The organism is Pseudoneobacillus rhizolycopersici, from assembly GCF_054786815.1.
Genome location: NZ_JBTOOE010000002.1, coordinates 64,983 through 86,370 on the forward strand (window position 1 = coordinate 64,983; position 21,388 = coordinate 86,370).

The 21,388-nt window shown below is 37.7% G+C and carries 21 protein-coding genes; 18 read left to right on the forward strand and 3 right to left on the reverse strand.

The features are described from left to right. Positions 1 to 10: 10 nt before the first annotated feature. Positions 11 to 832, reverse strand: a complete 822-nt coding sequence (gene comER, locus ACX9YW_RS02895; protein WP_460341489.1) for a late competence protein ComER — start codon at positions 830 to 832, stop codon at positions 11 to 13. Positions 833 to 920: 88 nt separating this feature from the next. Between comER and ACX9YW_RS02900 the strand changes: the two genes are divergently transcribed. The 3 genes from ACX9YW_RS02900 to ACX9YW_RS02910 all read left to right on the forward strand — a co-directional run bounded on the left by ACX9YW_RS02900 (position 921) and on the right by ACX9YW_RS02910 (position 4,369). Then, entirely contained in the window at positions 921 to 1,520 is a 600-nt protein-coding gene (locus ACX9YW_RS02900; protein ID WP_460341492.1) for a helix-hairpin-helix domain-containing protein, read from the forward strand. 75 nt (positions 1,521 to 1,595) lie between these two features. Next, positions 1,596 to 2,057 carry a ComE operon protein 2 gene (locus tag ACX9YW_RS02905; protein ID WP_460341495.1) on the forward strand — a complete coding sequence of 154 codons (462 nt, stop codon included), beginning with the start codon at positions 1,596 to 1,598 and terminating at the stop codon, positions 2,055 to 2,057. A 53-nt stretch (positions 2,058 to 2,110) separates the two neighbouring features. Continuing rightward, the gene (locus ACX9YW_RS02910) at positions 2,111 to 4,369 is read left to right on the forward strand and encodes a DNA internalization-related competence protein ComEC/Rec2 (RefSeq protein WP_460341498.1); all 2,259 of its coding nucleotides are present in this window, start codon (positions 2,111 to 2,113) and stop codon (positions 4,367 to 4,369) included. A gap of 86 nt (positions 4,370 to 4,455) precedes the next feature. Here the strand turns inward: ACX9YW_RS02910 and ACX9YW_RS02915 are convergent, their stop codons facing one another. Continuing rightward, the gene (locus ACX9YW_RS02915) at positions 4,456 to 4,590 is read right to left on the reverse strand and encodes a YqzM family protein (protein ID WP_460341501.1); all 135 of its coding nucleotides are present in this window, start codon (positions 4,588 to 4,590) and stop codon (positions 4,456 to 4,458) included. A gap of 317 nt (positions 4,591 to 4,907) precedes the next feature. On the opposite strand from ACX9YW_RS02915, the gene holA reads away from it, so the two are divergent. After that, entirely contained in the window at positions 4,908 to 5,939 is a 1,032-nt protein-coding gene (gene holA / locus ACX9YW_RS02920) for a DNA polymerase III subunit delta (protein ID WP_460341504.1), read from the forward strand. A 33-nt stretch (positions 5,940 to 5,972) separates the two neighbouring features. Here the strand turns inward: holA and rpsT are convergent, their stop codons facing one another. After that, the gene (gene rpsT, locus ACX9YW_RS02925) at positions 5,973 to 6,233 is read right to left on the reverse strand and encodes a 30S ribosomal protein S20 (protein WP_460341506.1); all 261 of its coding nucleotides are present in this window, start codon (positions 6,231 to 6,233) and stop codon (positions 5,973 to 5,975) included. Between the two features lie 217 nt (positions 6,234 to 6,450). Between rpsT and gpr the strand changes: the two genes are divergently transcribed. The 14 genes from gpr to ACX9YW_RS02995 all read left to right on the forward strand — a co-directional run bounded on the left by gpr (position 6,451) and on the right by ACX9YW_RS02995 (position 21,255). Further along, the gene (gene gpr / locus ACX9YW_RS02930; RefSeq protein ID WP_460341509.1) at positions 6,451 to 7,569 is read left to right on the forward strand and encodes a GPR endopeptidase; all 1,119 of its coding nucleotides are present in this window, start codon (positions 6,451 to 6,453) and stop codon (positions 7,567 to 7,569) included. Between the two features lie 76 nt (positions 7,570 to 7,645). Beyond that, positions 7,646 to 8,833, forward strand: coding sequence for a stage II sporulation protein P (spoIIP, locus tag ACX9YW_RS02935; RefSeq protein WP_460341512.1), 1,188 nt, complete (start codon positions 7,646 to 7,648; stop codon positions 8,831 to 8,833). Positions 8,834 to 8,861: 28 nt separating this feature from the next. Next, complete coding sequence (locus ACX9YW_RS02940) at positions 8,862 to 9,185, forward strand: DUF3679 domain-containing protein (RefSeq protein ID WP_460341514.1); 324 nt, start codon at positions 8,862 to 8,864, stop codon at positions 9,183 to 9,185. Between the two features lie 147 nt (positions 9,186 to 9,332). Next, a complete protein-coding gene (gene lepA / locus ACX9YW_RS02945; protein WP_460341517.1) occupies positions 9,333 to 11,168 on the forward strand; it encodes a translation elongation factor 4 in 1,836 nt (611 codons plus the stop codon). Positions 11,169 to 11,248: 80 nt separating this feature from the next. After that, positions 11,249 to 12,385, forward strand: coding sequence for a radical SAM family heme chaperone HemW (gene hemW, locus ACX9YW_RS02950; RefSeq protein WP_460342312.1), 1,137 nt, complete (start codon positions 11,249 to 11,251; stop codon positions 12,383 to 12,385). 84 nt (positions 12,386 to 12,469) lie between these two features. Continuing rightward, on the forward strand, positions 12,470 to 13,501 hold the full coding sequence (gene hrcA / locus ACX9YW_RS02955) for a heat-inducible transcriptional repressor HrcA (protein WP_460341520.1): 1,032 nt from the start codon (positions 12,470 to 12,472) through the stop codon (positions 13,499 to 13,501). A gap of 119 nt (positions 13,502 to 13,620) precedes the next feature. Further along, on the forward strand, positions 13,621 to 14,166 hold the full coding sequence (gene grpE / locus ACX9YW_RS02960) for a nucleotide exchange factor GrpE (protein ID WP_460342315.1): 546 nt from the start codon (positions 13,621 to 13,623) through the stop codon (positions 14,164 to 14,166). Between the two features lie 34 nt (positions 14,167 to 14,200). Next, positions 14,201 to 16,030 (forward strand): molecular chaperone DnaK, encoded by a 1,830-nt coding sequence (gene dnaK / locus ACX9YW_RS02965; protein ID WP_460341523.1) that lies wholly within the window; start codon positions 14,201 to 14,203, stop codon positions 16,028 to 16,030. Between the two features lie 135 nt (positions 16,031 to 16,165). Next, on the forward strand, positions 16,166 to 17,287 hold the full coding sequence (gene dnaJ / locus ACX9YW_RS02970) for a molecular chaperone DnaJ (protein WP_460341526.1): 1,122 nt from the start codon (positions 16,166 to 16,168) through the stop codon (positions 17,285 to 17,287). 18 nt (positions 17,288 to 17,305) lie between these two features. Then, positions 17,306 to 18,244: a 50S ribosomal protein L11 methyltransferase gene (gene prmA / locus ACX9YW_RS02975; protein ID WP_460341529.1), complete on the forward strand. Its 939-nt coding sequence runs from the start codon at positions 17,306 to 17,308 to the stop codon at positions 18,242 to 18,244. A 135-nt stretch (positions 18,245 to 18,379) separates the two neighbouring features. After that, entirely contained in the window at positions 18,380 to 19,129 is a 750-nt protein-coding gene (locus ACX9YW_RS02980) for a 16S rRNA (uracil(1498)-N(3))-methyltransferase (protein WP_460341531.1), read from the forward strand. A 5-nt stretch (positions 19,130 to 19,134) separates the two neighbouring features. Continuing rightward, positions 19,135 to 20,490, forward strand: coding sequence for a tRNA (N(6)-L-threonylcarbamoyladenosine(37)-C(2))-methylthiotransferase MtaB (gene mtaB, locus ACX9YW_RS02985; protein ID WP_460341534.1), 1,356 nt, complete (start codon positions 19,135 to 19,137; stop codon positions 20,488 to 20,490). A gap of 128 nt (positions 20,491 to 20,618) precedes the next feature. Continuing rightward, the gene (rpsU, locus tag ACX9YW_RS02990) at positions 20,619 to 20,792 is read left to right on the forward strand and encodes a 30S ribosomal protein S21 (protein WP_019154564.1); all 174 of its coding nucleotides are present in this window, start codon (positions 20,619 to 20,621) and stop codon (positions 20,790 to 20,792) included. 16 nt (positions 20,793 to 20,808) lie between these two features. Further along, complete coding sequence (locus ACX9YW_RS02995) at positions 20,809 to 21,255, forward strand: GatB/YqeY domain-containing protein (protein WP_460341538.1); 447 nt, start codon at positions 20,809 to 20,811, stop codon at positions 21,253 to 21,255. Positions 21,256 to 21,388 lie beyond the last annotated feature (133 nt).

Here is a 21,388-nt window from a genome sequence, read left to right on the forward strand (position 1 = left end):
TCGAAAATAATTATTTAGAAAATTGCTCTTCAATTAATTTGATATCTTCATCAAATTTTCGGTGGGTGGCCTGAAACACATGCTCAAAGATTTCACCAAGTTCAGCTTCGAGAATTTTAATTCCTTCGCCCGTTATTCCACCTTTAACACAAACCTTTTCCTGAAGTGTTGGCATTGTATAGAGACCTTTTTTCAATAATTCCCCTAAGCCGATTAACATTTCACTTGCCATAACTGTTGCCGTATTTAAATCAATCTCCGTTTCCTTTTCAGCTGCTAAAATAAATCTTTGCGTGATATAGCTTAAAAAAGCGGGGCCACAACTTACGATGTCGGAGGAAACGCGCGTAATTTTTTCATCAATTTCCACGGGTACCGAAATCTGCTTAAATAAATTCCATAATTGATTTTTCCAGGGAATAGAGCAATTTTCCCCATAGGTAAATAAGGACACACCTGATAAGGCACGGTTTGTAATACTTGGGATGATACGGGCGACTGAACAGGATAATTCCTTCTCAAGATTCCCTACCGTAATGGGGCTAGTAATCGAAACGATACATTTCTCTTCTGTTAATACAGGTTTGATTTCTTGTAATAAAGGATAGATTTCCAATGGTTTCACACATATAAAAATAAGTTTAGATTGTTTGGCGACTTCAAGGGCATTCGTTTCTAGCTTGATTTCGGGAACTGTATCTTGAAGCAGCAATGCTTTTGCTTTCGTACGGTTAGTGACGGTTATTGAAGAAGGGGAAACGGCATTTGCATTAACAAAAGCCTCGACTAAAATAGTCCCCATATTGCCAGTACCTATAATCCCTACTTCCATAGTCCTATCCCTCCTTCATAGGCAAACTTCTTCTTTTATAACCTTATGAACGAATCCAAAAATTTATACCATTGAAAGGGTGTTACATTTGAAGGAATGGTTGAATGTCCACAAAGTCAAGTTTATCGCTATTATTACCATCATTATTGTTGCACTGTTAATTTTTTATAATACAAAACAAACTGACCTAGTGATAGGAGAAGCAAATCCACTTACTTTAGAACCAATTCATACCGAGGAGAATAGGAAAGAAATTGAATCCACAATCATCATGGTTGATATTAAAGGTGCGGTTAAAGGACCTGGAGTATATCAGGCTGTGGAAGGAGAGCGGGTTATTGATTTAATTAATAAAGCAGGGGGATTTGCTAGTGGGGCTGACCAGAACCAAGTTAATTTATCAGAGCGTGTCGTTGATGAAATGGTTATTTTTGTACCTATAGTTGGTGAGAAGGATGTGGGTCTAACACTTGGGACAACCTCAGAACAAAGTAAATTCGTCAATATTAATAAAGCGACTGAAAATGAGCTAGAGACTTTACCGGGAATTGGTCCGGCAAAAGCGAAGGCAATCATTGAATATCGCGAAACAAACGGGGTTTTTAAAACCATTGAGGATCTAAAAAAAATTAGTGGGATTGGTGAGAAAACCTTTGAGAAACTAGCACCATTCATTTCAGTAAAATAATCTACATGCTTTTCAGGAAAGAATTAAAAAACTAGAATAGAGTTTAGATACTAAATTTTGAAATGAGGGTTAATTATGGAGAGAATTGCCTGGGATCAGTATTTTATGGCACAGAGTCATTTGCTTGCATTAAGAAGTACTTGTACAAGACTAACCGTAGGGGCAACAATTGTTCGTGAAAAAAGAATGATTGCCGGAGGCTATAATGGCTCTATTGCTGGGGGTGTTCATTGTATCGATGAAGGTTGTTATGTAATCGACAATCATTGTGTGCGAACGATTCATGCTGAGATGAATGCACTTTTACAATGTGCGAAGTTTGGCGTACCGGCGGAAGGCGCGGAAATCTATGTTACTCACTTTCCTTGTCTGCAATGCTGTAAAGCCTTAATTCAGGCTGGAATAAAAACAGTACACTATGCAAAGGATTACAAAAATCACCCATATGCACTTGAGCTATTTGAACAAGCTGGAGTGAAAACGGCTCAGGTCCCATTTGATGAAACCCATCTTTCCTCTCTATTATCTAAATCATGAAGGGAAAACTTATCTTTATCAGTATTTCAGCGCTATTGGGGATGGTTAGTGCGATGGAAGGAATAACGGGCTTATGTTTATTCCTTCTTTACTTCATCGTTTTAATATTTGTAAAAGTAACACCTGGGAAATGGTTATTGGTAAATGGACTTTTTTTTCTTTCCTTTTATAATACAGCGGAATATGCTGAACATGTAAATCATACTGCTTTGTCACCTGAAAAAACAATATTTCAGGTTCAGTTCTCTGATCAAATTAAACAAAATGGTGATAAAATCAGGGCGGTTGTACAAGAACGATTAACCAAAGAAAAACTAATGCTAACTTACAAAATCCCATCCGAAGATGTTAAAGATATCTTAGCCCAATCGCAAATTATTAAAAAGACTTGCACTATTAGTGGAAAATTGACTTCTCCCCAAAATGCGCGCAATGAAAATGCGTTTAATTACCAAAAATATTTATATCATAAACATATATTTTGGGAAATAGAGGTTTCTGAGTGGGATCTGACAAACTGTCAATCCACTTCTTTATCCATTATCGATTATGTAACAATTTGGAGAAGCAGAGGCATTTCTTTAATTAATAAAAACTTTACCAGCCAAACTGCACCGCTCGCTGCTGCCCTAATTTTTGGGACTCAAGATTTTTTACCTGATGAAATGCTCCAATCCTACCAAAAAATCGGCGTTATTCATATCATTTCAATTTCTGGGCTACATGTAGCTTTATTAATCGGCATGATTTTTTATCTCGGCATACGAATAGGAGTCGTACGAGAGCGACTGACATGGGCTTTAATTCTTACTCTGCCTTTTTATGCATTCTTGACGGGTGCTTCCCCATCTGTAAATCGCTCCGTATTCATGACTATGATGGTGCTTTTCGTAAGTCAACTGAAACATTCAGCTCGACTTCATTCCATTGATGGATTATGTTTGTCGTTTTTACTGTTTACCCTTTGGGACCCATATATTATTTACGATATTGGCTTTCAGTTATCATATATCGTCACTTTTTCGCTATTGCTCTCATTATTCATTATGGCTCGATACCATTCATCTTTATCCAAGGTCATCATTACATCCTATATTGCACAACTCTCTTCCTTACCATTTTTGTTATATCATTTTTTTGAAATTCCACTTATTTCGATACTGGCTAATATAATATTTGTTCCACTTTATTCTTTTATTTTATTGCCAGCCCTTATTTTCCTCTTTTTCATTCAATTTGTTTCACCTGAAATATTTCGTATCCTTTCAGCATATCTTTCCTATTTAATTGAACTAAGTGACCAATTGGCTTCAATACTTTCTTCTATAAATTGGACAAGAATTACCCCTGGGAGACCTTCTGATTTGTTCCTATTTTTATATGGGGCGGTAATTATCGTTTCCTTTATTTGGTGGGAGCAGAAAAAAAATCTATTACTGGCATTTGTACTTCCATTTATTGTTATTTCCGCTCAGATTTTTCATTCTGTCGTTTCTACTGAAGGTGAAATAGCAGTGATTGACGTTGGACAAGGAGATAGTATTTTTATCAGGTTACCTAACAATAAGGGAAATTACCTCGTAGATACAGGGGGAACGGTATCTTTTACCATAGACCCTTGGAAACGTAAAAATTCGAAGTTTGAAGTCGGTAAGGATGTAGTAGTCCCTTTCTTAAAAGCAAAGGGGATTACTAAATTGGATTTGCTAATTTTAACACATGGAGATATGGATCATATCGGTGGAAGCTTAGCTGTCCTTAATGAATTGAAAGTGGAACGAATTTTATTACCAGATGTAGTAGCAGAACATGGTTCAATTGAAAGCAAATTGCAGAATTTAGCGAAAAAGAAAAGAACGGCGATATCCTATGTACATGAAGGACTCTCTTGGAATGTAAACGAAAACCAATTTACGATTTTAGGCCCAGCAAAAAGTTATGTAGGAGAAAAAAATGACGGGTCAATCATTCTACATGCAAAAATTGCCGGGGTCAATTGGCTCTTTACAGGGGACCTTGGAAAAGAGGGAGAGGACCGAATAATAAAAGCATATCCTAATGCTCAGATAGATGTCTTAAAAGTAGGACATCATGGTAGTCGCCATTCAACGTCTGCCAATTTTATTAAATATTTTAAACCAAAATATTCCATTATTTCAGTTGGTGAAAAAAATGGTTTCGGACATCCACATGATGAGGTAATAAAGATACTAGAAGCAGCCGGAAGTAAAATCTTTAGGACCGATTTATACGGGGGTATTACTTATAAATTTAATGATAAAAGTGGAACCTTTATCTCGGTAATCCCATAGTATGAATAAAAATCATGAGTTGAAAAGAGACCGCATGTGATCACATGCAGTCCCTGAGGTAAACACTTATTATGTAGAGGAAATAATTAAGAACCTACTACTTTAATGACTGTTGCAATAATAAACAATGTGGCAAAAAATCCAAAAGAAACGATAAAACCAATTCCTGAATCGATTGCATCATTACGTTTGTACTGAACATTCTTTTCAAATTCGTTCACTGTATACCCCTCCTATTTCACTCTTTAGTATAAGCGATACCACAAAAAAAATCTAGATTATTTCAAACCAATCTAATATTTCTATATCTAACAATTGTTGTCACAAATATTTTCTCTATGTCGGTCAAAACTAATGGCAAACATTACATCCGTCGACAAATAAGTTTCTAGGCCTTATGAGTCGGCGTTTATTATAGATCGGGAATTGACACTTTTCAGATGTCAGTTCCCTTTTATTGTTTGCTCCTATTTGCACTTGTCAAAAGTTCGCTGCTTCATTACGATAATAGATAGTATTAGAGATCGGAGCGGTAAAAATGATTACGGATATTTGGAAACAAATTAAAAAAAACCAATTGGACCAAGTCTATTTATTATATGGGACAGAAAACTTTCTTATCCATGAAACGGTGCAATTATTAATTAATCACGTCTTGACGGAGGAAGAAAAGGACTTTAATTTTTCAACCTATGATTTGGAGGAAACACCTTTAGAAGTAGGGTTAGAGGATGCTGAAACATTTCCATTCATGGGGGATAGACGGGTTGTCATTTTACAAAATCCATACTTTTTAACAAGTGAAAAGCAAAAGGAAAAAGTTGACCATAATATTGAGAAATTAGAAGGATATTTAACCAACCCTCCACCCTATTCAATCCTTATTTTAACCGCTCCATATGATAAATTAGATGAGCGTAAAAAAATTACGAAGGAATTAAAACGTAAGTCCACCTTAGGAGAGGCAAAAAAATTAACTGAGGTCGAATTAAAAAAATGGATAAAGGAACGTGTGTCTTCTCATCAAGTGGATATAGACCAACAGGCAATTGAAAAAATGATTGAAATGGCTGGTTCCAATTTATTTGTTTTAACGAATGAAATTGATAAAATGTCCCTCTATGTGGGCGAAAAGAAAAAAATTGATTCCTCCATTGTAGAGCTGTTAGTTGCAAAAACACTTGAGCAAAATATTTTTGAATTAGTCGAAAAGGTTGTTGGAAGGAAGATTGAGGCTGCACTTCGAATTTATTATGATCTTTTAAAGCAAAATGAAGAACCGATCAAAATTCTTGCATTATTGACCGGTCAATTCAGATTAATTTATCAGGTTAAGGAATTATCAAGAAAAGGTTATGGCCAACAACAAATAGCTTCAGCCATTAAGCAACATCCCTATCGGGTTAAATTGGCAGCAGGACAAATAAACTGGTTTACCGATGAAGAACTAAAAAAAATCATTCAACTTTTAGCTGAAGCCGACCTGCAAATAAAATCAAGCGGACTTAATAAAACGATGGTTATTGAAATGTTGCTTTTCCAAATCCATAGCTTAAGTCAAAAAAAATGATCCCATAGACTGGGATCATTTTTTAAATAAAAATTATTGGGCTGCGTTCATCTTTTTCATTAGACGGGATTTTTTACGTGCTGCTGCTTTTTTGTGGATAAGACCTTTTTGAGCAGCTTTGTCTAACTTACTAGCAGCAGTTGATAGCATAGCTTGAGCGTTTTCTTCGTTAGAAACGATTGCAGCTTCAGCTTTTTTAACAGCAGTACGCATAGTTGATTTTACAGTTGCGTTATGTGCATTGCGCTTTTCAGTAGTTTTCACGCGCTTAATAGCAGATTTAATATTTGGCACTTCGTTCACCTCCTGGCAAGTATCGAGACTATATGAACTCGACTTCACATTCAATAAGAAATAATACAGAACAAAAGATATTCTATCAAACAGGGCTTTTTTTTGCAATACCATCTTTCAAAATATCTGGCAACAATATAAAAAAGTGAATGTTTTCATCACATTTAGGCAAAAATAGGAAAAGGTTTGCTGCTAATAAAATGGGAGGGTTGTTGGAATGAAAGAGCAACTAGACTTGAGTAAATATTCGGTTCGAACGGATTTAGCTGTTGAAGCACGAGAAATGGTGATTGCTGACAGAAGTGTTCATCAACAGGAGAATATCTCTCAAATCGAGGGCGTTGTCATAAAAGAAAAAGATCAGGACGGGATAAAGGTTTCCCTCGTAGAAATAACTCCCGAGGGAGAAAACGCAATTGGAAAAAAAACTGGTCGGTACTTGACGTTGGAAGTGGTTGGTATCCGCCAACAAGATACGACTCTCCAGCAAAAGGTGCAGCAGGTTTTTGCTTCTGAATTTGCTAGATTTATTCAAGAAATGGGCATAAAAAAAGATGCATCTTGTTTGGTAGTTGGTCTAGGAAATTGGAATGTTACACCTGACTCTTTAGGACCGTTAGTGTGTGAGAATTTATTAGTTACTAGGCATCTTTTTCAACTACAGCCTGAAAGTGTTGACCCGGGTTATCGACCAGTCAGTGCACTGTCTCCGGGAGTGATGGGTTTAACCGGAATTGAGACTAGTGATATCATTTTTGGTGTTGTGGAAAAGACCAAACCGGATTTTGTAATAGCGATTGATGCGTTGGCCTCAAGGTCAATTGAGCGGGTAAATTCGACGATTCAAATTTCCGATTCGGGTATTCATCCCGGTTCAGGTGTAGGTAATAAAAGAAAAGAATTAAGTAAAGAAACTTTAGGAGTACCGGTCATCGCAATCGGAGTGCCAACAGTTGTCGACGCGGCCACAATTACAAGTGATACTATTGACTTTATTTTAAAGCATTTTGGCAAAGAACTGCGTGAAGGGAATCGACCATCACGAGCCTTAGCTCCTGCTGGAATGACGTTTGGTAAAAGGAGAAAACTTACAGATGAGGATTTACCTGAAGAGGAGCATCGTAAAACCTTTTTAGGAATTGTCGGGACGCTTCCCGAGGATGAGAAAAGAAAATTAATCTATGAGGTACTTTCCCCTCTTGGCCACAATCTTATGGTTACGCCAAAAGAGGTCGATGTATTTATAGAGGATATGGCAAATTTAGTTGCCAGCGGCTTAAATGCTGCCTTACATGAAAACGTTAATCAGGATAATTCGGGATATTACACAAGGTAAAATTCAAGAGAATCGGTTCTACCATCTCTATTAAAGTCATAAGCTTTACTAGACTTTAAAAAAAGAGGTGGAACAAGTGAGAAAAGGTAAATCCACTGGTCTGGTTATTTCTATTCAAGGTACCAGTGTCGGGAAACTACTACTACTATCAGTGCTCTTTTTATTTTTTGTCTTTTCTTTGAGTGGATTGCTTACATCTCTAAAGCCGCAATATCGTTTAACCTCATCTTCCGTTAATCATGCAGCACATAATGTAACAGGAGATTTGTTACTAAAAGTATTGGGCACGGAAAATCATTATTTTCTAAGAGCTTTAGAAAATGAACATGAAGGACTTAAATTAACATCGCTTTTATTTAATGCTTCTACCAATATAAATTTAGATGATCCTCGAAGCTTATTGGGGAGAGAATTACCGGGGTTTTCAATATTTGATAGTAAAATTATTGTCGCAGACAAAGGGGTAAATTATACCAATATGCCAGTGGAATCTGCTCCTCCTTCCGAGGTAATGAAGGTAGAAAGTGAGGCAGTCTTACAAAATCTTGAAGAAGTTAATCCTAATAAGGGAGATACCTCACCCCCGCCAACTTTGTCAACAGGAAACAGAAAAGTAGTCTATCTATACTTTACACATAATCGAGAATCGTACCTACCTTATTTAAAGGGAGAAACAGACCCTGATCGGGCCTATCATTCCAAAATTAACGTTACGAATATTGGTGATCGATTGAAGAAAGCGTTAGAGACGAATGGGGTGGGTACAGAAATCGGTAAGACAGATATTATGGGTAATGTGAAATTTGCTCATTCCTATCAGAAATCAAGGGAATTGGTTCAAACGGCAATGGCAGGAAATCGTGATTTGGAATACTTTATTGATATCCATCGCGATAGCCAACGCAAAGGGGTCACCACTTCAAATATTAATGGTAAACCATATGCTAAACTAGCGTTTGTTATTGGTGCTGAACATAGTAATTATGAAAAAAACCTTCATTTTGCAAAAATCTTACATGAACGGTTAAACAAAAAGTATCCAGGAATTAGTCGGGCAGTTATTGAAAAACAAGGAGCGGGCACAAATGGTAAATTTAATCAGGATTTGTCCGGAAGGGCTATTCTAATAGAATTTGGCGGTGTAGATAATACATTTGAGGAATTATTTAATTCAGCAGATGCATTAGCGGATATCTTTAGCGATTATTATTGGAGAGCTGAAAAGGTGGGTGCCGAAATAAAACAGAAAACAGAAGCCCCGTAATTCGAAAAGTCTAAGTAAGGTGAAACGAATGAAATTATTTTTAATTAAAATTGTTTTTTTAGCAAGTCTTATGTTTCTTACTGTTTTAATTGGAATGCAACAAGCGAATGTCGGAATCCAAAAAATGAAAGGTTATGAGGACCCGAAATTCAGAAGTGCCTTAACGCTTCAGGCTTCCGATAGTGGGGACCTTCATGCATCTGTCTTAGGGGTAGATGTATCAAGCCATGATTTCGAAAAGAAAAAACAGCAACTTGAAGGCATCAAGGCATATAATCTCTTTTCAGAAATAGGGAAAAAAATCTCACATACTCTTAGATCGTTGATCAATTCCATCCTTGGACAATTATAAAACAGCCAAAAAAGGCTGGTTCTAATGTTAGAACCGGCCTTTTTCTTAATTTCAAGCGGTTTATACTTTTTATTGAATCTTAAATAACCTACTGTTATAATCAAAAATAGTTTAATTTGCGCGATATAGTAGGAGTGTGCTTTTTTAATGAATAGAGAAGAAAAGTTAAAACGACAGTCTAGAATCCGTAATTTCTCGATTATCGCACATATCGATCATGGGAAATCTACGTTAGCAGACCGCATTTTAGAAAAAACCAATACGCTGACGTCAAGGGAAATGAAGGATCAATTACTTGATTCTATGGATCTTGAACGTGAGCGGGGAATTACAATAAAGTTAAATGCTGTACAATTAAAATATAAGGCAAAAGACGGGGAAGAATATATTTTTCATTTAATTGATACACCGGGACATGTCGACTTTACCTATGAAGTCTCCCGCAGTTTAGCTGCCTGTGAGGGCGCGATTCTTGTTGTTGATGCGGCACAAGGAATTGAAGCGCAAACGCTAGCGAACGTCTATTTAGCGTTAGATAATAATCTGGAAATCATGCCAGTGATTAATAAAATTGACTTACCAAGCGCTGACCCTGAAAAGGTGCGAAATGAGATTGAAGAAGTAATCGGATTAGACGCTTCTGAAGCTGTATTGGCATCTGCCAAAGCAGGAATTGGAATCGAAGATATACTTGAGCAAGTAGTTAAGCAGGTTCCACCACCAACAGGCGACCCAGATGCACCATTAAAAGCACTGATTTTTGATTCCTTATACGATGCATATCGTGGAGTTGTTGCCTATATTCGGGTAGCAGAAGGAAGTGTTAAGGCCGGTGATAAAATTAAAATGATGGCAACCGGTGCTGAATTTGAAGTCAATGAAGTGGGTGTATTTACACCGAAAGCGACACATCGAGATGAATTAACCGTTGGGGATGTTGGCTATTTAACAGCTTCCATCAAGAATGTCTCCGATACGCGTGTTGGGGACACTATTACAAATGCAAAAAATGGGGCAAATGATCCGTTACCAGGTTACCGTAAGTTAAACCCGATGGTATATTGCGGCCTTTATCCAATTGATTCCGCCAAGTTTAATGACTTACGGGATGCATTAGAAAAATTACAACTCAATGATTCTGCGCTTCAATTTGAGCCTGAAACGTCGCAAGCGTTAGGCTTTGGTTTCCGTTGTGGATTCTTAGGATTACTTCACATGGAAATCATTCAAGAACGAATTGAGCGTGAATTTAAAATTGATTTAATTACAACAGCTCCGAGTGTTATTTATAATGTAATTTTAACGGATAAAACACATCTAATCGTCGATAATCCATCCAATATGCCTGATCCACAAAAAATTGACCGTGTCGAGGAACCTTATGTTAAAGCGACAATGATGACACCAAATGATTATGTGGGAGCAATTATGGAGCTTTGCCAAGCAAAACGTGGTAATTTCATCAATATGCAATATCTAGCTGAAAACCGAGTGAACATTACCTACGAGATTCCGCTTTCCGAGATTGTTTATGATTTCTTTGACCAATTAAAATCAAGCACAAAAGGGTATGCATCTTTTGATTACGAGTTGATTGGCTACAAAGAATCCAAGCTTGTGAAAATGGATATTCTTTTAAACAATGAGAAGGTAGATGCATTAAGCTTTATTGTTCATAAAGATTTTGCTTATGACCGAGGGAAGGTTATCGTTGAAAAGTTAAAGGAGTTAATTCCTAGGCAGCAATTCGAAGTACCTGTACAAGCGGCGATAGGCCAAAAAATCGTGGCCCGCTCAACGATTAAATCTATGGGGAAAAACGTTCTTGCCAAATGTTACGGGGGCGATATCTCTCGTAAACGTAAATTACTAGAGAAACAAAAAGAAGGTAAAAAACGGATGAAATCTGTCGGATCCGTAGAGGTCCCTCAGGAAGCGTTCATGGCCGTGTTAAAAATGGACGATAATAACTCGAAAAAATAGAAATCTTTTTTGGAGGTTAGTCAGACTGCGTAGATGTAGTCCTAACCTCTTTTTATTATTTTTTAAGGTGGGTGAAGATTTTGATACGTTCTGCTTATATTCATATCCCTTTTTGCCATCAAATTTGTCATTACTGTGATTTCAATAAGATGTTTTTAAAGGATCAACCTGTAGATGGATATTTAGCATCTCTTGAACAAGAAATGGAAATAACGATGAAAAGATTTCCAACCAATAACCTTGAAACCATTTTTGTAGGTGGGGGTACACCAACAGCGTTATCAGAAAGTCAATTAGTTACTTTATCTGAAGGTATTAAACGTCAGCTGCCTTTTCATTCAGAAACGGAATTTACATTTGAGGCAAACCCTGGAGACTTGAATATGGAAAAATTACAAGTTATAAAGGATGCTGGGGTCAATCGGATTAGTTTCGGTGTTCAAACCTTTAATCCCACACTATTAAAAAAGATTGGTAGAACTCATCGGCCAAGTGATGTATACCAATCCATTGAATGGGCTAAGAAAGCTGGTTTTACTAATATTAGTATTGATTTAATCTATGGGCTTCCGGAACAAACAATTGAAGATTTTAAAGAAACTTTAAAAATTGCTTTTTCGTTGGATATTGCACATTTTTCAGGCTATTCACTAATTATCGAGCCAAAGACGGTTTTCTACAATCAAATGAGGATTGGGAAACTTCCATTGGTTGGTGAAGATATCGAAACAAAAATGTTTGATATTTTGATGGAACAAATGGAGATGAACGGCTATAAGCAATATGAAATTAGCAATTTTTCACGCGAAGGCTTTGAAAGTAAACATAATCTCACCTATTGGAATAACGAGTATTATTACGGATTTGGCGCAGGCGCTCATAGCTATGTTAATGGTGTTCGACGAGCGAATTTTGGACCACTAAAGAAATATATGTTGCCTTTAGAGAATGAACAACTTCCTATCATGGAAGAACATTTTGTAACAAAAGAGGAACAAATGGAAGAAGAAATGTTTCTCGGCTTGAGGAAAACCAAAGGGGTTTCCCTACTAACGTTTGAAAAGAAGTTTGGCATTTCTCCACTCCATTACTTTTCGGAAGCAATTAGAGAGCATTCCGAACGAAATTTATTGAAAGTTACAGATAATCATATCACTTTAACCAGACAAGGGCGGTTTTTAGGTAATGAAGTTTTTCAATCCTTCATTGGTGTTTAATTTATTGACACCTTCTCCTCTTTTTGATAATTTATTATTAGAATTAGCACTCAATGTTAACGAGTGCTAACAGAGGTGATTTATGTGCTTACCGATCGTCAATTAATGATTTTGCAGGTGATTGTTGATGAGTTTATTCATTCAGCGCAGCCTGTTGGGTCAAGGAGTTTGTCGAAGAAAGAGGAAATTGCTTTAAGCTCTGCCACGATTCGAAATGAAATGGCCGATCTTGAAGAAATGGGGTACATTGAAAAAACGCACACCTCATCGGGGCGAATTCCTTCAGAAAAGGGATATCGTTATTATGTCGATCATATGGTTGCACCGCAGGCTTTAAAGCAGGATGATGTTTTTAAAATAAAGTCTATATTCGAAGAAAAAATATATGAACTTGAAAAAATAGTCCAAAAATCTGCCAGGATTCTATCAGAATTAACCAATTATACATCAATTGTGTTAGGGCCTGCTGTTGATGTTAATAAATTGAAGAAAATTCAAATAGTACCTCTTAATCCAGAAACGGCAGTGGCTATCATTATTACTGATACGGGACATGTTGAAAATCGTATGTTCACTTTACCAAAGTCCATTAAAATGGGTGATCTTGAAAAAATTGTCAACATCTTAAATGAACGTTTAGTAGGTGTCCCGCTAGTTAATTTAACGGATAAGATTTACAAAGAAGTTGCAGTACTACTCCGACAGCACTTACAAAACTACGATTTAATCATGAATACCTTTGCTGATGCATTAAAGGTATTACCGTCGGAAAAGCTTTTTTACGGTGGAAAAACCAATATGTTAAGCCAGCCCGAATTTCATGATATTGAAAAGGTGAAAAATCTGCTGAATATGATGGAACAAGAGGAATGGATCTATAACCTTATCAGTCAGAAACAGTCAGGGATTCAAGTTCAGATTGGTAAAGAGAATAATAATATTGCGATGGAAAATTGTAGTTTAATAACAGCAACCTATTCCACAGGTGAGGAGAAGCTAGGCACAATCGCTATTCTTGGTCCCACAAGAATGGAATATTCTCGGGTTATCAGCCTGCTACAATTTTTTAGCCGGGATTTAACGACCCTGTTAACGAAGCTGTATCAAAACAAGTAGTCGTGGAAATATTGTTAAGGGTGAGCAGCCGTTGCTCCCCCAAATTTCAAGCGAGTAAATGGATCGTTTATCATAAAATTTTATCCCTTTTGAGGAGGTGAGTTAGGTTGACAGATCAGATGAAAGATAATCTTGAAAAAGAAGAAATGGAATCACAAGTTGAAGAGCAAGTGGAACCTGTTTTTGCAGAAGAGACATCAGTTGAAACGGAAGAAATTTCGCCATCGGAAGAGTATCAAGCGAAGCTCGAGGAAGCATCCAACAGATACCTTCGTTTACAAGCGGATTTTGATAATTTCCGTCGTCGTACGAAGCTTGACTTTGAAGCTAGTGAAAAATATAGAGCGCAAAATATTATTACTGATTTATTACCTGTTATTGATAACTTTGAAAGAGCCCTTCAAACCGAAGTGGATCAAGAGCAAGCAAAGTCCTTAAAACAAGGCATGGAAATGGTGTACCGCCTCTTATTAGAAGCGCTTAAAAAAGAAGGTGCTGAACCAATCGAGGCTGTTGGGGAAGAGTTTGACCCGCATTTTCATCAAGCAGTTATGCAGGTGGAAGCATCAGAGGTTAAATCAGGTATTGTTTTGGAGGAATTTCAAAAGGGCTATAAACTGAAGGACCGAGTTATTCGTCCATCAATGGTAAAAGTAAGCCAATAAAGAATATTACATATGAAAAGAGGAGGATTAAGCCATGAGCAAAATTATTGGTATTGACTTAGGGACCACAAACTCATGTGTGTCTGTTCTAGAAGGCGGCGAGCCAAAGGTTATTCCAAACCCAGAAGGTAACCGCACAACTCCATCCGTAGTGGCTTTTAAAAATGGTGAACGTCAAGTAGGTGAGGTTGCTAAGCGTCAAGCAATTACTAACCCTCACACCATTATGTCTGTTAAACGTCATATGGGCACTGCTCATACGGTAGAAGCTGAAGGAAAAAAATATACACCACAGGAAGTTTCTGCGATCATTCTTCAATATTTAAAGTCGTACGCAGAAGACTATCTTGGAGAACCTGTAACGAAGGCAGTTATTACAGTTCCAGCCTATTTCAATGATGCTGAGCGACAAGCAACAAAGGATGCTGGAAGAATTGCTGGACTTGAAGTTGAACGTATTATTAACGAACCAACAGCTGCTGCCCTAGCTTATGGTTTAGATAAAATGGATCAAGATCAAACCATTCTTGTTTATGACCTTGGTGGCGGTACATTTGACGTTTCCATTCTTGAACTTGGTGATGGTGTATTCGAAGTAAAAGCGACTGCCGGTGACAACCGTCTTGGTGGGGACGACTTTGACCAAGTTATCATCGATTATTTAGTTGATCAGTTTAAAAAGGAAAATGGTATCGACTTATCACAAGATAAAATGGCCTTACAACGTTTAAAGGATGGTGCAGAAAAAGCGAAGAAGGATCTTTCGGGTGTAACTTCAACCCAAATTTCGTTACCGTTTATCACAGCTGGTGCTGCTGGTCCTTTACACTTAGATGTGACTTTGACAAGAGCTAAGTTTGAGGAAATTTCTGCACACCTTGTTGAACGAACAATGGGTCCAACAAGACAAGCAATTCGAGATGCCGGCTTAAGCGCTTCTGAGATTGATAAAATTATCCTTGTTGGAGGTTCAACTCGTATTCCTGCAGTTGTTGAAGCAATTAAAAAGGAAACAGGTAAAGAACCTTCTAAAGGGGTAAACCCTGATGAAGTTGTAGCAATGGGGGCTGCAATTCAAGGTGGGGTTATTTCAGGTGACGTAAAAGATGTCGTCTTACTAGACGTAACACCACTTTCTTTAGGTATTGAAACAATGGGTGGTGTCTTTACGAAACTGATTGATCGTAATACAACAATCCCTACAGCAAAATCACAGGTATTCTCAACAGCTGCGGATAACCAAACAGCTGTAGACATTCACGTTCTTCAAGGGGAGCGTCCGATGGCTGCAGATAATAAAACGCTTGGTCGTTTCCAATTATCTGACATTCCACCAGCGCCACGTGGTATACCACAAATTGAAGTAACTTTTGATATTGATAAAAACGGTATCGTCAATGTTCGCGCTAAAGACCTTGGTACAAATAAAGAACAAACCATTACCATCAAGTCTTCAACAGGTCTTTCCGATGAAGAGGTACAAAGAATGGTTCGTGAAGCGGAAGAAAATGCCGAAGCAGATAAGAAACGTAAGGAAGAAGTTGAACTTCGTAATGAAGCAGACCAACTAGTATTCCAAACCGATAAAACGATGAAAGATCTTGAAGGTAAAGTTGATGCGGGTGAAATTGCCAAAGCTACTGAAGCGAAAGATGCTTTAAAAGCGGCAATCGAAAAGAATGATCTTAACGAGATTCGTGCAAAGAAGGACGCACTTCAAGAAATCGTTCAAAATTTAACTGTAAAGCTTTATGAACAAGCAGCACAAGCTCAGCAAGCACAAGGTTCACAAGGTGAAGGGAACGCACCGAAGGATGACAATGTCGTCGATGCAGAGTTTGAAGAAGTAAAAGACGATAAGTAAGTCATGTTCAATGAAAAAAGTCAAAGTCAACTATACATGACTTTGACTTTTTCATTTAATGGGTGTTCCACTTTTCTAATGTTGAATATTTATGATAAAATAATCTTTATGTGAATCGAATCGGGAGTGGAATGTATGAGTAAAAGGGATTACTATGAAGTACTTGGGGTTAGTAAAACATCCTCAAAGGATGAAATTAAGAAAGCCTATCGGAAGCTTTCAAAACAGTATCACCCTGATATAAATAAAGAACCAGATGCGGATGAAAAATTTAAAGAAATCGCAGAAGCCTACGAAGTTCTTAGTGATGATCAGAAAAAAGCTCAATACGATCAATTTGGCCATGCTGGACCAAATCAAGGCTTTGGTGGTGGTGATTTTAGCGGATTTGGTGGATTCGAGGACATTTTCAGCAGTTTCTTTGGAGGTGGCAGTGCACGTAGAAGAGATCCAAATGCTCCAAGACAAGGAGCGGATCTCCAATATACGATGTCTCTTTCATTTGAGGAAGCTGTGTTTGGAAAAGAAATGGAGATTGAAATTCCACGTGAGGAAACCTGTGAAACCTGTCATGGATCAGGGGCTAAATCTGGAACAAAGCCCGAAACATGTAAGCATTGCCACGGTTCTGGTCAACTAAGTGTAGAACAAAATACACCATTTGGAAGAATCGTCAATCGTCGAGTTTGTCATTACTGTAATGGTACAGGCAAAGAAATTAAGAACAAATGCCAAACTTGTAGCGGAACAGGTAAAGTGAAAAAACGCAGAAAAATTAATGTTAAAATTCCTGCCGGAGTTGACGATGGACAACAATTAAGAGTGTCGGGCCAAGGGGAACCTGGTGTAAACGGGGGGCCTCCTGGTGATTTATATGTTGTTTTCCATGTTCGTTCTCATGAGTTTTTTGAAAGAGATGGCGATGATATTTATTGTGAAATGCCAATTACCTTTGTGCAAGCATCTCTTGGAGATGAGATTGAAGTTCCAACAATTAGTGGTAAGGTTAAACTTAAAGTTCCTGCTGGAACGCAAACTGGGACGAAGTTTAGGCTAAAAGGAAAAGGTGTCCCTAATGTACGAGGATATGGGGTTGGAGACCAGCATATCATCGTTAAAATTATTACACCAACGAAACTGACAGAAAAACAAAAGCAGCTATTAAACGAATTCGCCGAAGTCAGTGGAAGTGTACCGCAGGGTGAACATGAAGAAAGCTTTTTTAGTAAAGTAAAACGTGCCTTTAAAGGTGAATAAGGATTGGAGTTGGCGGATGTGAAATGGTCAGAAATTAGCATTCATACGACAAATGAGGCAGTAGAACCAATTTCGAATATTCTGCATGAAGCAGGTGCAAGTGGGGTTGTCATTGAGGACCCATTTGAATTAACTAAGGAAAGAAAAGACCAATTCGGGGAAATCTACCAACTTGATCCACAAGATTATCCTGATGAAGGTGTTATAATTAAAGCTTATATTTCTATTAATAGCTTTTTAGCCGAAACGGTGGAAGGGATTAAAGAAGCCATCAATGGTCTTACCCTTCACAATATAGACATTGGTATAAATAAAGTTAGCATTGCCGAGGTTAACGATGAAGATTGGGCCACAGCCTGGAAACAATATTATCATCCCGTTAAAATATCGGAGCGCTTTACGATTGTTCCAACCTGGGAAACATATGAAAAAGTTCATAGCGATGAACTGATCATTGAACTTGATCCTGGTATGGCTTTTGGGACTGGGACTCACCCAACAACGGTTCTATGTATCCAAGCATTGGAAAGAATGGTGGAAAAAGGCGACCATATTATAGATGTTGGTACCGGATCAGGTGTTCTGAGTATTGCATCGGCTTTACTAGGTGCAAATCGAATTCAAGCGTTAGACTTAGATGAAGTTGCTGTTACTACAGCGAAAATGAATATTGAGTTAAACCAGGTTTCGAATATTGTATCAGTTTCTCAAAATAATTTACTCAACGGTATAAAAGGACCTGTTGACGGGATTGTTGCAAATATTCTAGCAGAAGTAATTGTTAGATTTACAGACGATGCAGCTCAAATTATTAAACAGAATGGCTACTTTATCACATCCGGCATCATTCTCCAGAAAAAACAGGAAGTCAAGGATGCGTTAATCGAAGCTGGTTTCGAAATTATCGAAACAATGGTAATGGAAGACTGGGTAGCACTTATTGCAAAAAAGGTCTAGGTAATTAAAAAAGGGGCTCGTCCCCCTTTTTTAAATTGGCTGGTGTTAAAGGTCAATGTTGATTTAGCACCTGCATCGGAAATCAACAGTCTAAATTAACACTGCCTAAATTAAATGGTGAAATGGGTGGACAGTTTGCAACGATATTTTGCAAGTGAAGTTAATCCAAATGGACAGCCTGTGATTGCAGGAGAAGATGTTCATCATATTAACAGAGTGATGCGAATGACGGTTGGTGATCAATTAATTTGTGTAGACCCTTCCGGAAAATCGGCGATTTGTGCAATTGCAGAAATTACCGATAAAAAAATTATTTGTCATATAGTAGAATGGATAGATGGGAATAGTGAATTACCAATTCGAATCACAATAGCGAATGGTTTGCCTAAAGGGGATAAATTGGAATGGATTATACAAAAAGGGACCGAGTTAGGCGCTCATCAATTTGTCCCTTTTACTGCAGCCCGTTCGGTTGTCAAATGGGATGAAAAAAAAGCCGACAAAAAAATTGAACGATGGCAAAAAATTGCTAAAGAAGCGGCTGAACAATCGCATCGAAATCAAATCCCAATTGTCCAGACACCAATTAGTTTGAAACAATTAATACAAACTTATCAAGACTATGATTGCAAGCTAATTGCTTATGAAGAGGAGTCGAGGAAGGGAGAAGCTTCTGTCTTAGCGAACTCACTGCAACATTTAAAAGAAAATCAATCTATATTGGTTGTTTTTGGTCCTGAAGGTGGATTGGAAAATAAAGAAATTCAACTATTACAAGATCACGGGTTTATTCCTTTTGGATTAGGACCTAGAATATTAAGAACAGAAACAGCACCATTGGCACTTTTAGCAGCTGTTTCCTACCATTTTGAATTATCGAGGTGACATATATGCCAACAGTTGCTTTTCATACATTAGGCTGTAAAGTTAACCATTATGAGACTGAGGCCATTTGGCAATTATTTAAACAAGAAGGCTATGAACGAGTCGATTTTGAAACTTCCTCGGACGTTTATATTATTAATACATGTACCGTTACAAATACTGGTGATAAAAAAAGTCGTCAGGTTATTCGTCGTGCCGTCCGTAAAAATCCTGATGCGGTAATCTGTGTGACGGGGTGTTACGCGCAAACCTCACCAGCAGAAATATTAGCAATTCCAGGTGTTGATGTTGTCGTTGGAACTCAAGACCGTGTAAAGATGCTTGAATATATCGAGCAATATAAGCAAGAGCGGCAGCCGATAAACGGTGTTCGTAATATTATGAAAAATCGCGTCTATGAGGAGCTTGATGTCCCTTCCTTTACGGACCGAACTCGCGCTTCTTTAAAAATACAAGAGGGATGTAACAACTTTTGTACGTTTTGCATAATTCCGTGGGCACGCGGCTTGATGAGATCACGCGATCCACAAGAGGTTATTAAACAAGCTCAACAATTAGTTGATGCCGGCTATAAAGAAATCGTTTTAACAGGAATTCACACCGGCGGATATGGTGAAGATCTTAAAGATTACAATTTGGCAATGCTTCTAAGGGACTTAGAATCCCAAGTAAAAGGCTTAAAACGCCTCCGTATTTCATCGATTGAAGCCAGCCAAATTTCGGATGAAGTTATTCAAGTGATTAATGATTCTAAAGTAATTGTGCGCCATTTGCACATACCAATTCAATCTGGATCGAATACTGTTTTAAAGAGAATGCGTCGTAAATACACGATGGAATTCTTTGGAGAGCGTTTAGACCGCTTAAAAGAAGCTTTGCCTGGTTTAGCAGTAACTTCTGATGTTATTGTTGGATTTCCGGGTGAGACAGAAGAAGAATTTATGGAAACTTACAATTTCATAAAGGAACATCAATTTTCAGAACTGCATGTCTTCCCATACTCAAAACGAACAGGTACTCCAGCGGCACGAATGGATGATCAGGTTGATGAAGAGGTTAAGAATGAACGGGTTCATCGGTTGATTTCGCTTTCGGATCAGTTAGCAAAAGAGTACTCTTCTAAGTTCGAAGACGAAGTGATAGAAGTTATCCCGGAAGACAAGTATAAAAATGACCCGGATAGTGGTCTTTATGAAGGATACACAGATAATTATCTAAAAGTCGTCTTCCAAGGTTCGGAAGATATGATAGGAAAAATTGTTAAAGTAAAGCTTACAAAAGCTGGTTACCCTTATAATGTAGGACAATTCATTCGGGTTGTAGAGGAAACACCTACTATCAAGGAAGAATTGGCTATTTAAAAATGAGTAATCTTATTAGTCATAAATACAGTTGACCTTGTTTCGCTGTTATATTATAATCGTAAAGTACATGGCAAAAACCATGTATTTCATGTTAGTGTGTTGTGTTTCGGAGGGAGGGAAAGAGAATGTCTAAAACTGTCGTTCGCAAAAACGAATCGCTTGAAGATGCTCTTCGTCGCTTCAAACGTACGGTATCTAAGTCTGGTACTATACAAGAAGCGAGAAAGCGTGAATTCTACGAAAAGCCTAGCGTAAAGCGTAAGAAGAAGTCTGAGGCTGCAAGAAAACGTAAGTGGTAAGAGAGGGTGTAATTTATTGAGTCTTCTCGAGCGTTTAAATAGTGATATGAAGCAAGCATTGAAAAGCAATGAAAAAGACAAGCTCTCCGTTATTCGGATGTTAAAAGCCGCTATTCAAAACGAAGAACTAAAGCTTCGAAAAAAAGGGCTAACTGAGGAAGAAGAGCTAACCGTCCTATCTCGCGAAATGAAACAACGCAAAGACTCCCTCCATGAATTTGATAAAGCAGGTCGTAATGACCTTGTAGAAAAACTGCAGTTTGAAATTTCTGTAGTTGAGTTATACATGCCAAAACAACTTTCTGAAGAGGAAATTGCTAATATTGTTAAAGAAACAATTGACGCTGTAGGTGCCACTTCAAAAGCGGATATGGGTAAAGTGATGGCAGCGCTTATGCCAAAAGTTAAAGGCAAAGCTGACGGATCACTGGTTAATAAACTTGTACAACAACACCTTTCATAACTAATACGTTTAAGACCGTAAGCCAAGCTTACGGTCTTTTTACTACAAAAAAAACTATTGTAATAAATGAAACTTCTTTCGCGTTCATTCGTACATACTTTTAAGCAATATTTTTTTAAGGAGGGAGAAGGTG